Annotated in this window: 11 protein-coding genes; 4 read left to right on the top strand and 7 right to left on the bottom strand. The window is 57.3% G+C overall.

Annotated elements, in window-relative coordinates:
• Window positions 1-27: 27 nt before the first annotated feature.
• Window positions 28-681 carry a tRNA-(ms[2]io[6]A)-hydroxylase gene (locus tag B7L15_RS12890; RefSeq protein ID WP_085919361.1) on the bottom strand — a complete coding sequence of 218 codons (654 nt, stop codon included), beginning with the start codon at window positions 679-681 and terminating at the stop codon, window positions 28-30.
• Window positions 682-1,100: 419 nt separating this feature from the next.
• Between B7L15_RS12890 and acnB the strand changes: the two genes are divergently transcribed.
• The 3 genes from acnB to B7L15_RS12875 all read left to right on the top strand — a co-directional run bounded on the left by acnB (window position 1,101) and on the right by B7L15_RS12875 (window position 6,289).
• Window positions 1,101-3,704 (top strand): bifunctional aconitate hydratase 2/2-methylisocitrate dehydratase, encoded by a 2,604-nt coding sequence (acnB, locus tag B7L15_RS12885; protein ID WP_085919360.1) that lies wholly within the window; start codon window positions 1,101-1,103, stop codon window positions 3,702-3,704.
• Window positions 3,705-3,853: 149 nt separating this feature from the next.
• Window positions 3,854-4,345 carry a ribonuclease E activity regulator RraA gene (gene rraA, locus B7L15_RS12880; RefSeq protein ID WP_085919359.1) on the top strand — a complete coding sequence of 164 codons (492 nt, stop codon included), beginning with the start codon at window positions 3,854-3,856 and terminating at the stop codon, window positions 4,343-4,345.
• Between the two features lie 60 nt (window positions 4,346-4,405).
• Complete coding sequence (locus tag B7L15_RS12875; RefSeq protein WP_085919358.1) at window positions 4,406-6,289, top strand: glycerophosphodiester phosphodiesterase family protein; 1,884 nt, start codon at window positions 4,406-4,408, stop codon at window positions 6,287-6,289.
• A gap of 2 nt (window positions 6,290-6,291) precedes the next feature.
• On the opposite strand, the gene ggt is transcribed toward B7L15_RS12875, so the two are convergent.
• Together ggt and ppsA are read right to left on the bottom strand one after the other, a co-directional pair.
• Window positions 6,292-8,004 carry a gamma-glutamyltransferase gene (gene ggt, locus B7L15_RS12870; RefSeq protein ID WP_422823625.1) on the bottom strand — a complete coding sequence of 571 codons (1,713 nt, stop codon included), beginning with the start codon at window positions 8,002-8,004 and terminating at the stop codon, window positions 6,292-6,294.
• Between the two features lie 195 nt (window positions 8,005-8,199).
• Window positions 8,200-10,575, bottom strand: coding sequence for a phosphoenolpyruvate synthase (ppsA, locus tag B7L15_RS12865; RefSeq protein ID WP_085919357.1), 2,376 nt, complete (start codon window positions 10,573-10,575; stop codon window positions 8,200-8,202).
• A 227-nt stretch (window positions 10,576-10,802) separates the two neighbouring features.
• On the opposite strand from ppsA, the gene ppsR reads away from it, so the two are divergent.
• The gene (gene ppsR, locus B7L15_RS12860) at window positions 10,803-11,636 is read left to right on the top strand and encodes a posphoenolpyruvate synthetase regulatory kinase/phosphorylase PpsR (RefSeq protein ID WP_085919356.1); all 834 of its coding nucleotides are present in this window, start codon (window positions 10,803-10,805) and stop codon (window positions 11,634-11,636) included.
• Window positions 11,637-11,647: 11 nt separating this feature from the next.
• Here the strand turns inward: ppsR and B7L15_RS12855 are convergent, their stop codons facing one another.
• Genes B7L15_RS12855 through B7L15_RS12840 form a run of 4 tightly spaced genes read right to left on the bottom strand, consistent with a single transcriptional unit; the run spans window position 11,648 to window position 14,522 of the window.
• The gene (locus tag B7L15_RS12855; protein WP_085919355.1) at window positions 11,648-12,226 is read right to left on the bottom strand and encodes a hypoxanthine-guanine phosphoribosyltransferase; all 579 of its coding nucleotides are present in this window, start codon (window positions 12,224-12,226) and stop codon (window positions 11,648-11,650) included.
• 32 nt (window positions 12,227-12,258) lie between these two features.
• Entirely contained in the window at window positions 12,259-13,284 is a 1,026-nt protein-coding gene (gene nagZ / locus B7L15_RS12850; RefSeq protein WP_085919354.1) for a beta-N-acetylhexosaminidase, read from the bottom strand.
• Window positions 13,285-13,342: 58 nt separating this feature from the next.
• Window positions 13,343-13,867: a L,D-transpeptidase gene (locus B7L15_RS12845; protein ID WP_085919353.1), complete on the bottom strand. Its 525-nt coding sequence runs from the start codon at window positions 13,865-13,867 to the stop codon at window positions 13,343-13,345.
• The gene (locus tag B7L15_RS12840; protein WP_085919352.1) at window positions 13,845-14,522 is read right to left on the bottom strand and encodes a TetR/AcrR family transcriptional regulator; all 678 of its coding nucleotides are present in this window, start codon (window positions 14,520-14,522) and stop codon (window positions 13,845-13,847) included. Before B7L15_RS12840 ends, B7L15_RS12845 begins: the two co-directional genes overlap by 23 nt.
• Between the last annotated feature and the right edge of the window lie 6 nt (window positions 14,523-14,528).

The raw sequence follows: 14,528 nt of genomic DNA, 5'->3' as shown, positions 1-14,528 counted from the left end.
AAACATCCTGTCTGGACGAACGGCATCTTACGCTGGCACGCCGCTATGAAAACGAAAAGCTGTATCCGGCGAACTGATCAGCTCTGCTTCAAGAGCAACAAAGAACGCGATCCGCTCGTCGATCAAGTGGTCGGTTTGCTGCCGGGCAAGCAAAAGATAATCTTCGAAATGTCGGCCTTCAGACTTGACAAGGGTGCGGTAGAATTTCGCCAGTTCTTCATCAAGGTAAGGAATCAAGCAAGCAAAGCGTTCGCAGCTTCTGGCCTCGATGAGGGCGCCAATAATCAGCACATCTATCAACCGCTCAGGGTCCTGAGGACGGACATGTCGGCGCAACCCTTCCGCATAGCGTGAAGCGGTCAAGTGCCGATACGTTACCCCCCGGCTTTCCATAAGGGTCACGACCTGCTCAAAATGCAGCAGTTCTTCACGGGCAAGTTGCGACATCTTGCTCAGTAGCAGCGGTTGATCCACATAGCGATACAACAGGCTCATCGCCGTGGAGGCAGCCTTCTTCTCACACTGAGCGTGGTCAATCAGAAGAATTTCGGGATTCTCCAGGGCCCAGGTCAGCCAGGCATCTGGTGTTGTACATCCCAGAAAGTCATTCAAGCTGTCAGGCAACAAGTCGTTCGCATCGATCGAATGACCCGCTTTGTCAGGAATTACTTGTATCGACATAACACCATCACTAAATAGTTATCACATAATTGTACAACAATCATAACGCCTTGGGTAATTCGAATATGCCATCACGGCCAACTGCTCAGCCTGAGGCAGGCTATCAGCCCAGGCGAGGTAACGCGGCGTTACGAGATTCACACTTTATGAAACCTCTGTCGATAGCGAGTGCTTTTTTGCTAGTAAAGCATGTCAGAACGTTTGGTCCCAGCGTGTTTCACACTTTTTGAACAGGCTCATCATCACAAAGTACAACGCCATGGCAGCGGACTCACCTTAACATTGTCGACAGTTTCACGTAGAATTACTGGCATCCAACCAACGCTGTTTGTCAAGCGTATGTCGGTGTCCGATGGCATCGTGAAGCGCATAGCCCACGTGCCGTCGCCACCATTAAAGCAGATGAGAGGGCCCCAAACGTGCTTGAAGCTTACCGCCAACATGTCGAGGAACGCGCTGCAGAGGGCATCCCCGCCAAGCCCCTGAATGCCGAGCAAACCGCCGCTCTAATCGAGCTGCTGAAAACGCCCCCGGCTGGCGAAGAAGAATTTATTCTCGACCTGATTACCAACCGCGTTCCCCCGGGTGTTGACGAAGCGGCTTACGTAAAAGCCGGTTTCTTAACGGCCATCGCCAAAGGCGAAGCTACATCGCCCCTCATCGATAAAGTACATGCCGTCAAACTGCTAGGCACCATGCAGGGCGGCTATAACATCGTGTCGCTGGTCGAGCTGCTCGACAACGAAGAGCTAGCCCGTGAAGTCGGCGAACAGCTTAAGCATACCTTACTGATGTTCGATGCCTTCCATGACGTTGAGCAACGTGCCAAGGCAGGTAATAGTGTCGCCAAGGACGTTATCCAGTCATGGGCCGACGCCGAGTGGTTCCTCTCCAAGCCGGCGCTTGAAGAAAAGATCACACTGAGCGTCTTCAAGGTACCTGGCGAGACCAACACCGACGACCTGTCGCCGGCACCGGATGCCTGGTCGCGTCCGGATATTCCCTTGCATGCCAATGCCATGCTCAAGAACGAGCGTGATGGCATCGATCCCGTGGAGCCGGGCAAGACCGGTCCCCTAAAGCAGATCGAAGATGTAAAAGCCAAAGGCTTCCCTGTCGCTTACGTGGGTGATGTCGTCGGCACCGGGTCTTCGCGCAAATCAGCCACCAACTCAGTACTGTGGTTCTTCGGCGATGACATCCCTCATGTGCCCAACAAGCGCGCAGGCGGGTTCTGTTTTGGCAGCAAAATTGCTCCCATCTTCTTCAACACCATGGAAGATTCTGGCGCCCTGCCGGTAGAAATGGATGTTGAAAAGCTATCCATGGGTGACGTCATCGATGTCTACCCCTATGAAGGCAAGGTCTGCAAGCATGGGACTGACGACGTACTGACAACCTTCGAGCTCAAGACACAGTTGATTCTCGACGAAGTCCGTGCGGGTGGGCGTATCCCGCTGATCATCGGTCGGGGTTTGACCGGCAAAGCCCGGGAATCCCTGGGTCTTGCACCTTCAGATGTATTCCGCCTGCCCGAGCAACCCAACGACACAGGTAAAGGCTTTACCCTGGCCCAGAAAATGGTCGGCAAGGCCTGCGGCATGGACGGCGTTCGCCCTGGCATGTACTGCGAGCCCAAGATGACCACGGTGGGGTCTCAGGACACGACCGGCCCCATGACCCGCGATGAACTAAAAGACCTGGCGTGCCTGGGCTTTCAGGCCGATCTGGTCATGCAGTCGTTCTGCCATACCGCCGCTTATCCGAAGCCGGTCGACGTGGATACCCACCATACCCTGCCCGACTTCATCATGAACCGCGGCGGCGTTTCGCTGCGCCCCGGCGACGGCATTATTCACAGCTGGCTCAACCGCATGCTGCTGCCGGACACGGTCGGCACAGGCGGTGATTCGCATACCCGTTTCCCGCTGGGCATTTCCTTCCCGGCAGGCTCAGGGCTGGTCGCGTTTGCCGCCGCCACGGGCGTCATGCCGCTGGACATGCCGGAATCGGTGCTCGTGCGCTTTAAAGGCAAGCGCCAGCCTGGCGTCACCTTGCGCGATCTGGTTCACGCTATTCCGCTGTATGCCATCAAGCAGGGGCTACTGACGGTGGAAAAATCCGGCAAGAAGAACGCTTTCTCGGGCCGTGTCCTGGAAATCGAAGGTCTTGAAGACCTGACCGTCGAGCAAGCTTTCGAGCTTTCCGACGCCTCTGCCGAGCGTTCGGCAGCCGGCTGTACCATCACGCTTTCCGACGAGAGCGTGACCGAGTACCTCAAGTCGAACATCACCTTGCTCAAGTGGATGATCGCCAATGGCTACGGCGATGAGCGCACCATCAGCCGTCGTATCGAAGGAATGGAAGCCTGGCTTGCCGATCCGAAATTGATGCGTGCCGACAAGGATGCCGAATACGCCGAAGTTATCGAAATCGACCTCGACGATATCAAAGAGCCGGTACTTTGTGCACCGAATGACCCCGACGATGCCCGTCTACTTTCTGACGTTGCCGGCACGAAAATCGACGAGGTGTTTATCGGTTCGTGCATGACCAACATCGGTCATTTCCGCGCTGCCGGCAAGCTGCTCGAGAAACAGCCCGCAGGCAGCCTTAAGACCCGCCTGTGGTTAGCGCCTCCGACCAAGATGGATCAGCACCAGCTTACCGAAGAAGGCTACTACGGCATCTATGGTCGCGCCGGTGCGCGCATGGAAATGCCCGGCTGCTCGCTGTGCATGGGTAATCAGGCGCGCGTCGCTGCGAAAAGTACCGTCGTATCGACCTCCACGCGGAACTTCCCCAACCGTCTTGGCGATGGCGCGAACGTCTATCTTGCGTCAGCAGAGCTGGCGGCAGTGGCCGCCGTTGAGGGTCGCCTGCCCACGGTCGACGAGTATCGCCGTTACATGGGAGAGTTTGACGCCATGGCAAGCGAGATCTATCGTTACATGAACTTTCACGAAATTGAGGAGTATCAGAAGATTGCCTCAAACGTGATTCCGGTGGCTCAAGAAGCGTAAGCTTCAACGCTACCGCTCCATCGCCGATGCTCGCAACATCGCAAAAGAGCACTGCGCTCTTTTGAGCCGATGAACGAACGCCCCGCCACTGTTCTACAGGGCGGGGCGTTTTTTCTTACGATTACCAGAGACCAATGACAGGATTCGCCATGCCGACAATCATTACCCCCGATATATGCGATGCCTTTCCAGACGTTCAGGTACTGGAACCCACCTTTGCCAACTTTGGCGGCGTTGATGCCTTTTACGGCCCCGTCCGGACCATCAAATGCTTTGAAGATAACTCTCTCGTCAAGCAAGCCGTCGCTGAACCAGGCGACGGGGCCATCCTTGTCGTCGATGCCGGAGGCTCTCCACGATGTGCCATGCTCGGCGACCTGCTGGCCGAACAAGCGGTCGAGAATGGGTGGGCTGGCGTCGTGATTTACGGTTGTGTTCGCGACGTGGACATCCTCGCTACGCTGCCTCTGGGCGTACAGGCACTTGGGTGCCATCCGCGTAAAAGCGAAAAACGTGGAGAAGGACAGCGCGATGTCACCATAAGCTTCGCAAGCGCCACCATCACGTCGGGCAATTGGCTGTACGCTGACAATAACGGCATCCTTATCGCCGATCGCGAACTTCCGCTTGATCAAGTGTGACTTGCCTGGGGTGGCGCTTACTGCCACCCTGAAGCCTCTTTTCATTACCTTTTTGTGTCCATGCAGCCTTTGAATCAGCTTGGCTATGCCCTTGCCCGCACGTTACGCGATCATCTACGTCCGCTGATTGCGTTTCACTTATTTTTCACCCTGCTCGCGTCAGCCCTTCTATTACCCGCCATCGCCTGGGTCATGCGTGCCCTGCTCGCCCAGTTGCGGCGTAGCGTAGTGACCAATAACGACCTGGTCTCGCTCGTATTCAGCCCTCTGGGGCTATTGGGCATGCTGGTCGGTATCGGGCTGTTCTTTGTAGTGATTTATTGGCAGCAGGCCGGCATGCTTCAGGTAGCTTCAAGGCCGCGTGACAATCACTATCGACTTGCGTTTGAAGCGCTCTGGCTAAGCAGTCGGCGGTTACCTGCGCTGACGGGCTTGGTCGTCTTGCAGGTAGGTAGCCACTTGATATTGCTCGCCCCTTTCATGCTCGCCCTGACCTGGCTGTATGACATATGGCTGAGCGGTATCGATCCCTATTATCTTCAGCGCATCAAGCCCCCCGTCTTGTGGTACTTCCTTGCCAGCGCAACCCCATTGTTACTTTTATGGACGGTCCTGGCCGCCAGGCTTTATTTACGCTGGTTACTGGCGCTCCCCCTGGTCGCCCTGGATGAATACTCGCCGTGGCAGGCGCTTCGCCGCAGCGTCGTTCTCACGCGAGGCTGGCATCGCTCGATTGGCATTGCCGTCATATTGGTTCTGGTACTGATTATCGCGCTGCCGATTGCGACCACCCTTTTGTTTGATCATTTATTTACGCCGCTATTGTGGTGGTTACCCGAGCATACGGCTGTCCTGGTGCCGGCCATGCTGGGCTATTTGACCGGCTATGTGCTGATCACGCTGGCGATTACCTTTCTGGGCATTGCCGTGAATGCTCTTTTGTCGGCCTGCCTGTACCTTCAGTTGGCCCATCGAGAAGCGCGCCCGGCGCCGCCTAACGATGCCCACCCGGGGCGCTTTGCCTGGGCCGTGGAGCTCAGCGTATTGGCCTTTGCAGGCCTTCAGGCCTGGTGGATACTGACAAGTTTCGAAATTCGCGATGATGTGGCGATCATTGCCCATCGCGGCAGCTCAATGGCAGCGCCGGAAAATACCCTGGCGGCATTGGATCAGGCGATCGTGGACGGCGCCGACGCCATCGAAATCGACGTCCGCCTGACAGCCGACCAGGAGGTCATGCTTTATCATGATCGCAATATGGCTCGCCTGACAGGCGACCAGCAGGAATTCGGGGACTTGACGCGCGAGGAACTCGAGCGCTATGACGTTGGCAGCTGGTTTGGCGATGTGTATGAGGGGGAGCCCATTCCAGGACTCGACGACGCGCTTGCGCTGGTACGTGGGCGAGCCGACTTGATGATCGAAATAAAGCCCCTGCCCGGCCAGGGTCAGGCGCTTAGCGGTGCCGTCTTGAGAGAGCTGCAAAAAGAGACCGATGCCCGCTATCAATGCTGGGCATCGGCTGATAGCCCAATCGCGGCCTACGTCCAGTGCGGCTACCCGAATGCCATGCACAGCATGCGTATGGCCACCATGTCCCCCGGCTTGCTGCCATTCATCAAACAGCAAGCGCCAGAACTCAAGGTCACGCTCATCGCTCAGCTAATTTTGCCGGGCACGCTGGATCGCGGAGCCTTTGATGCCCTGGGCCTTCGCCATAATCGTATTAGCACACAGGAAATAAAGCTGGCGAGGTTCTATGGTTATGAAGTGCATGCCTGGACGGTCAACAGCCGGGACCGAATGTCCACGCTCATCGACCTGGGCGTGGACGCGATCATTACCGACTACCCAAAACGACTGGTCGCTCTGCGGAACGACCGTCGCTCACTGAGCGACGGGGCATTGATGTTGGTGAAACTGCGCAATTGGCTGCGACGTTAAACTTAATCGCCCATCACCACACCTTCTCGGCGGGGATCAGCGCCGCCAAACAGCGTGCCATCTTCCAGGCGCATGATGGCCTGAAGGCCGCTGGTCAGCTCGCGCTCGCTGATGTCATGACCTCGCTCTCTCAAAGCATCGATAGTGGCATCAGGAAAACGCCCTTTCTCAACCCATACATCGTCGCCCAGGGTGACGGCGTGGGGCAGGTTCAACGCGGTTTGCGCGTTCATCCCCCAGTCACGCAGTGCCATCAGCGTACGCGCGGTGTAATGAATGATCGCTGCACCACCGGGCGACCCAAGGCTACCGACCAGCTCGCCGCTGTCATGATCGAAGATAAGCGTGGGGCTCATACTGGAACGCGGGCGCTTGCCGGGTTCAACTCGATTGGCCACCGGTTCACCGTTCTGCTCTGGCTCGAAGGCAAAATCGGTCAGCTCATTGTTGAGCAGAAAGCCGCCCGGCAAGTCGGTCCCCCCATCACTCATGATGCGTGAGCCAAATGCCTGCTCAATGGTCGTGGTCATGGCAACCGATCGGCCTTCAGCATCCACGATGCTGATATGGCTGGTGCCATATTCAGGCTGGGTCGGCTGCGCCGCCCAACTTGTTTCAATATCGCCGGGCCGACCGTGTTCGGCGTTATCCCCCATGCTCTCTTGACCGATCAGCGCGCTGCGCTTGGCGAGATAGTCCGGCGCCAGCATTGTCGACCAATCACCACCGGGGGCCTCAACGAAATCCGGATCGGCTATATAGTAATTACGATCGGCGAACGCTAACCGGGAGGCTTCCAAAAACTGGTGCAACCAGCCGCTGCTGGTGACACCGTCATCCAAAGGGGCTTCAAGCAGTGGCTGCTGATCGAGCATGCCAAGGATCTGCATGATAGTGATGTGGCCGGATGAGGGAGGCGGGAAACCGCATACGTCCCATTGCTGCCAGGGTGTGCAGATAGGGTCGCGGATAATGGCGTCATAACTTTCCAGGTCATCCAGCGTCATAGCGCCGGGCCGGGCCGGATGCTGAACCACCTGATCGACAATATCCTGAGCAACGTCACCCTGGTAAAACGCGGCGCTGCCTTCCTCGGCGATACGCTTTAGTATCGCCGCAAGGGCCGGGTTTTTGAGGGTTTCACCTACTGCAATGGGCTCGCCTTCAGCGTCATAATAGAAATCCCGCGCCCGTTCGTTATTGCGCAAGGCATCGTCATTGGCAAGGCTCAAATGAAGCCGCTCACTGACGGCAAAGCCTTCTTCTGCCAGCGTCATCGCAGGCACAAAAAGGTCTTCCCAGGGCAGACTGCCGTGAGCCGCATGGACTTTTTCCATTAGCCGCAGCGTTCCCGGCACACCGACCGATCGGCCGCTTGCCACGGCATCCATGAACGCCAACGGCTCGCCATCCTGCATGAAGAGCCCACCATCCACAGCGGCGGGTGCGGTCTCACGCCCATCGTAGGCGCGTACGTCATCACCATCGTAATAAAGCAAGAACGCCCCGCCGCCAAGGCCACTCGATTGTGGCTCCACCAGTCCCAGCACCATCTGGACGGCAATGACCGCGTCGACCGCGTTTCCGCCGGCCTTCAATATCTGGTAGCCCGCATCGGTGGCCAGCGGATTGGCAGCCGCCACCGCGAAGGAATCGGCAGACCAGCCAGGTTTTTCTTCGTAACCAGACTCACTTTCCGGCGAGATGGAGGGCATTGCATAGTCAAAGCCCCAACCATATAAAGGCACTATCAAGAGACTGGGTAGTAACCACCGCATTCTTTTAGAGGGCATCACGACCGACTCCGCCAATGTATACAGACCGAAATAAAAGCGTAGCCTATTAAACCCAAGCGCCCAGCACAATGGCTGGGCGTGTTTCATCTAGCCTGCTAACTACCTCACTAACGATCAGTCTGCGATGGTTTCACCTGCCAACATGAACCAGGTCTCGAGCACCGCGTCCGGGTTCAGCGATATCGAATCAATCCCCTGCTCCATCAACCACTTGGCAAAGTCAGGATGGTCGGACGGCCCCTGACCGCAGATGCCGACATACTTACCCTTAGCTCTACAGGCCTGAATCGCCATGGAAAGAAGTTTTTTGACGGCTTCGTTACGCTCGTCAAACAGATGCGCCACGATACCCGAGTCGCGATCAAGCCCAAGGGTGAGCTGTGTCAGGTCGTTGGAGCCAATCGAGAAACCATCGAAATGCTCGAGAAACTCGTCAGCCAGCAACGCATTGGCAGGCAGCTCACACATCATGATGACCTTGAGGCCGTGGTCGCCGCGCTTCAGCCCGTTGGTCGCCAGCAGCTCGACCACTTCCCGGGCTTCTTCCGTGGTGCGCACGAAGGGCACCATGATCTCGACGTTGTCGAGTCCCATATCTTCGCGGACACGCTTGAGCGCCCGGCATTCCAGCTCGAAACACGGACGGAACGCCTCCGAGACATAACGCGAGGCCCCCCGGAAGCCCAGCATGGGATTCTCTTCGCCGGGCTCGTAGAGCTTGCCGCCAATCAGGTTCTCGTACTCGTTTGATTTGAAATCCGAAAGCCGCACGATAACGCGCTGAGGATAATAAGCAGCGGCCAGTGTCGAAATGCCTTCAACGAGTTTATCGACGTAGAAGCTGACCGGGTCGGTATAACCGGCCGTACGCATGTCGATCACCTGCTGAAGGTCGGACGGCAGGGTGTCGTACTCCAGCAATGCCTTGGGATGAACGCCAATCATGCGGTTGATAATGAACTCAAGCCGCGCGAGCCCTACCCCGGCATGGGGAAGGCTGGCAAACCCAAAGGCACGATCCGGGTTGCCCACGTTCATCATGATCTTGAAAGGAATCTCGGGCATGGTGTCAACGTTGGAGACCTTGCAGTCAAAATCCAGCAGGCCTTCATACACATGCCCGGTATCACCTTCAGCGCAGGAAACAGTAACATCACTGCCTTCATTCAATCGTGTGGTGGCATCGCCACAGCCAACGACAGCCGGGATGCCCAGTTCACGGGCAATGATCGCCGCGTGGCAGGTTCTGCCACCGCGATTGGTAACGATGGCTGAAGCACGCTTCATGATCGGCTCCCAGTCGGGATCGGTCATGTCGGTTACCAGCACATCGCCGTCATGGATCTTGTCCATGTCATCGGGCGTCATGACCACCTTGGCGGTACCGCGGCCGATGCGTTGGCCGATAGCGCGACCGGTGACCAGGGTGCGGCCTTTCTCGCGTAGCTGGAAACGCTCCAGCTTGCCGCCTTCCTGCTGCGATACAACGGTTTCCGGCCGCGCCTGCACAATATAGAGCTCACCATCGTCGCCATCCAGTGCCCATTCGATATCCATGGGCCGCTGGTAATGCTGTTCTATGGTCACCGCTTGACTCGCCAGCGCCATGACCTGCTTGTCGTTGAGGCAGAAACGACCACGGTCCTGCAGGGGCACATCAATGGTCTCGACCGACTTGCCGGCGCTGGCATCTTGGGTATAGACCATCTTGATCAGCTTGGACCCCAGGTTGCGGCGCAGCACCGCAGGTCGGCCCGCAGCCAGGGTCGGCTTATGAACATAGAACTCATCAGGATTCACCGCCCCCTGGACGACGGTTTCACCCAGCCCCCAGGAAGCCGTCACAAAGACCGCATCGCGGAAGCCCGACTCGGTATCCAGCGTGAACATGACACCCGACGCGCCCGTTTCCGAGCGCACCATTTTCTGCACACCCGCAGATAGCGCGACATTTTCATGCGCATAGCCGCGATGAACTCGGTAAGAGATGGCCCGGTCATTGAACAGCGAAGCGAAGACTTCATGGACCGCACGTTTGATATTGTCGAACCCTTCGATATTCAGAAAGGTTTCCTGCTGGCCGGCAAAGGAAGCATCGGGCAAGTCTTCCGCGGTGGCCGAGCTACGCACCGCGACCTTCAACGCTGGGTGACGCTGCTGCAGGCTTTCATAGGCACTACGTAATTCGCTTTCGAACGTCGGGGGTAGCGGCGTGTCGATCACCCACTGGCGTATCATTTTACCGGCTTCGGCCAATGCTTTGACATCATCAACATCCAGCCGCGCCAGCGTCTGGTTGATACGCTCGTTGAGGCCTTCGTGGGCAAGAAATTCTCGGTAGGCATGGGCCGTCGTGGCAAAGCCGCCGGGAACCGTGACCCCCGCTCCGGATAAATTAGAGATCATTTCGCCAAGCGAAGCGTTTTTACCACCCACGCGTTCGACGTCAGCCATACCCAGTTGATCGAACCATAGAATGTAATTGTTCACGCAACCCCCTCGCTCAATAGGCCAGCGATCATGACAACCGCCAGTGATGAATGCGGTCACCCTAGCACCGCCCCGGTGTATTCGCCATTGGTCTAATAGCGAAGGGCATGGAGGATTTTTACAACAGGCGGCATTTTTGAACAATTGTTGTAGTCGCGACTCAAGCACCGTTGTGCCAAGCGTCATCCCGGCACACAATATGCGCAACGTTCAGGAGAGCAAACACCATGCAGCGCACGGCTTTTTTTATTTCGGATGGGACAGGCATTACCGCAGAGAGTCTGGGGAGGAGCCTGCTGGCGCAGTTCAGCGATGTCGATATCAACATGCAAACCAAGCCCTATATCGACACCCTGGATAAAGCCGAGGCCCTGGCCGAAATTATTGACGCAACGGCGGTCCGTGACGGGCAACGACCGATCATTATCGACACCATCGTCGACCAGAAGATTCGCGATGTGATTCGCAAGGCCGCAGGCTTCAAGGTGGATATATTCTCCACCTTTCTGGAGCCACTCGAACAGGAGCTCGCCACGCACTCTTCCTACAGCGTTGGACGAACGCATTCGATTGGCAGCGACGATGTCTATATGGACCGCATCCACTCGGTGCACTTCGCACTGGATAATGACGACGGAGCACGCACTCATCAGTACGATAAAGCCGATATTATTCTGGTCGGGGTATCGCGCTGCGGCAAAACCCCCACGTCGCTCTATCTGGCCTTGCAGTTTGGCATTCGCGCCGCCAACTATCCGCTAACGGAAGACGACCTGGACGAAGACGGCATGCTGAAACTGCCGCCGGTGCTCGCTCAACACCGGCACAAGCTGTTTGGCCTGACAATCGACGCCAGGCGTCTGGCCGCCATCCGCAACGAACGCAGGCCCAATAGCCGCTACAGTTCGATGGATCAATGCATGCAGGAGATCGAGCAGGCAGAAGCGTTATACCGTCGCCTGCACATTCCTTTTATCGACGCCACGCGCTTTTCCGTGGAAGAGATATCCACCCGCATGATTGCTGAAACCGGGTTGGCGCGGCGCTTTTCACCCCGCTAAACCGCCTCAGATCACATGCCCTTGGGGGCAAAGATTCCCGGGGCATTGCGCCAATAGCCTTTGTAATCCATACCAAAGCCAAAGACATAACGATCGGCGACTTCCAGGCTGCAGTAGTCGGCTTTCAATCCGGGTACTGCCTTGCGATCGTGCCGTTTATCGACCAGCACCGCCGTGGTAATGCTGGCGGCTTGCGCTTCCTGGCAATAGTTCAGAATCGCAGATAGCGTTGTGCCTTCATCCAGAATGTCGTCGACGATAACGACATGCCGACCGGCCATGGGAATCTCCGGCGATACCCGCCAGAAAAGCTCTCCACCGCGGGTCTCGTTGCGGTAGCGTGTGGCATGCAGGTAGTCGACCTCAAGCGGAAAGCCCAACCGGGTCAACAGATGGCCCGTGGTGATCAAGCCGCCATTCATGACGCAATAGAAGACCGGTAGTTTATCGCCCAGATCCGCACTGATCTGCTCGGCCATACGGTCCAGCGCCTGCTCCACCTGCTGCTGGGAAATCAAGCAGTCCGCGTTGTCCATGAGCTCGCGCATGGTGTCGAGGGATGCGAGCGCTTCTTTGTCTAGCTTTGCCATTGAAGTTCCAGTCTACTTGGTAAAAACGATCGTTAACTGCTGCGTGAATCAGCGGCCATGGCCTCTAACTGGGCATGCGTGCGCCGCCAGCGGCTAAGCGCGGATAGCGCGTCCAAATCGGGACGTGCGCGTTTGTAGCGAAGCTTGCCGGGCCTGACAGACGCTGAAGTTGGAACGGCGGCAACGACCTCAAGCGCCGCCTCGCGGTCATTGCATACCAGCAACATGTCGCAGCCGGCAGCGAGAGCAGCCGCTGCGCGTTCGCGCGGCCCTCCTACCTTATGGGCGCCGGCCATGCTCAAATCGTCGGAAAAGATACAGCCTTTAAACCCCAGCGACTGACGCAGCATCCCCAGCCAACTGGGCGAAAAGCCGGCGGGTCGCTTGTCAAATGCCGAGTACACAATGTGGGCTGGCATGACACCATCAAGCTTCTTGGCCAGGGTGCTGAAAGGCACCAGGTCGTGTTGCTTGAGCGTCTCAAAAGGCCGGTCATCGACGGGCAAGGCGAGATGCGAGTCTGCCGCTACGCCGCCATGACCGGGAAAATGCTTGCCGATCGCTGCCATACCGGCTTCATGCAGCCCGGCTACCAGCGCGCCACCCAGTTCACTGACTTGCGTGGCCTCCGAGCCAAAACTGCGGTCGCCGATGACGCTGGAGAGACCGCTATCGATATCCAGTACCGGAGCAAAGCTGATATCCAACCCGCAGGCGGCCATTTCCATGCCCAGGAGCCAACCGGTGTCCTGGGTAAGCCCCAGAGCCGCCGCACGATCCTTCTGGTAATACTCACCCAGCCGAGCCATTGGTGGCAGGCGCGTCAGTCCTTGCTTGATACGCTGAACGCGACCGCCTTCCTGATCCACTGCCAGCAACACGTTGGGGCGTAGCTTACGCACCTCGCTGCACAGGTCTCTGACCTGGTGGGCATCTTCCACATTGCGCGAAAACAAGATGACGCCACCCACCGAGGGCGATTTCAACAACTGCCTTTCTGCGGTGGTCAACGTTGTCCCTTCAAGGTCCAACATGACCGAGCCCAAAGGATGTGTCATAGCGGGGTGTCCAAAAAAGGCGCTAACTCTAGACGATGATTAGCGAGGAGTCCAACGATCAGCGGCTGTCGTGTAACCAGACAGGCGTTCCAGGTCCAGCATGCTCGAAAAGCCAAAGAAGATCTGCATTACGCAGCCGCACGCATCCATGAGAGGCTGGTTGACCCATGGGCTCATTCGGCGGCGTACCGTGCAGATAAATATAGCGTCGCTGGGAGTCGACCTGACCACCGCGGTTTATCCCCGGTTCCAGGCCACACAGCCATAGAATGCGCGTCAGAATCCAGTCTCGCTCGGGAAACGCCGCCGCCAGCTCGGCGTCAAATACTTCGCCCGTCCAGCGGCGGCCTTTAAAGACCGCGTTTTCCGGGGCATCAGTACCAATGGCGGCACGAATATAGTGCCAGCCAAGCGGCGTTTGACCACTGCCCTGCCGATTACCCATGCCCTGGCGCCCGGTAGAAATTTCACACTCATGGCGACACATATCGCCTTGCCAGACGCGCAAGCTCTGCGACTGGGCGGCGATTTCCAGCCATAGCCCCTCGCGGGGCGGCATTTCAATGAGCGACGGTGTCTGCATGGTGCTCAATGTCCTTCTCATCAGGTAATGGCGCGTTCATCGCCGCCACCACTACCGGCCGCAGTCGGCGAACCAGGTCGCGGACCGAGACATGCTGGTGGTAATCCTTTTCGGCAATATCGCGCAGCGCATCCAGTCCCGAAAGCGTAAAGATGACGGTACCCAGCATAAAGTGTAGCCGCCAGAAGCGCTCAGCGTCGGGCAGATCCGGTGTCGCACGGCGAACCAGTTCGGTGAAACGGCTGAACACATCACCGTATTGCTGCTGGATGTAGCGTCGTAAATGCCCCTGAGCCTGGCTGTACGCAAGCCCCAGCAAACGCATGAAGACTTTGAGGCTATTGCGTTCGGCAGGCACCGTCAGCACGGTTGTGGCCATGGTTTCGAGGAGCACTTCAAGGGGGATGTCACGACCCTCGTAGCGCGCTTCGAGTTCGTCCAGAGCGCCATGAAAACGTTGGGAAAACGGATCCAGGTAGCGAGCAAACACCGCCTGGATGAGCGCCTTCTTGGATCCGAAGTGATAGTTCACCGCAGCAAGATTGACCCGAGCCTTGCTGGTGATGTTGCGTAAAGAGGTTTCGGCAAAGCCGCGCTCTGCAAAAAGCACTTCAGCAGTATCCAGAATGCGGGTCACCGTATCCGATTGAGCCATGCTGCT

It is taken from the genome of Halomonas sp. CSM-2, assembly GCF_002119345.1.
In the GTDB taxonomy this organism is placed as follows: Bacteria; Pseudomonadota; Gammaproteobacteria; order Pseudomonadales; family Halomonadaceae; genus Vreelandella; species Vreelandella janggokensis.
The sequence above is the reverse complement of the archived record's forward strand: the minus strand, read 5'-3'. Positions and strand labels throughout refer to the sequence as shown.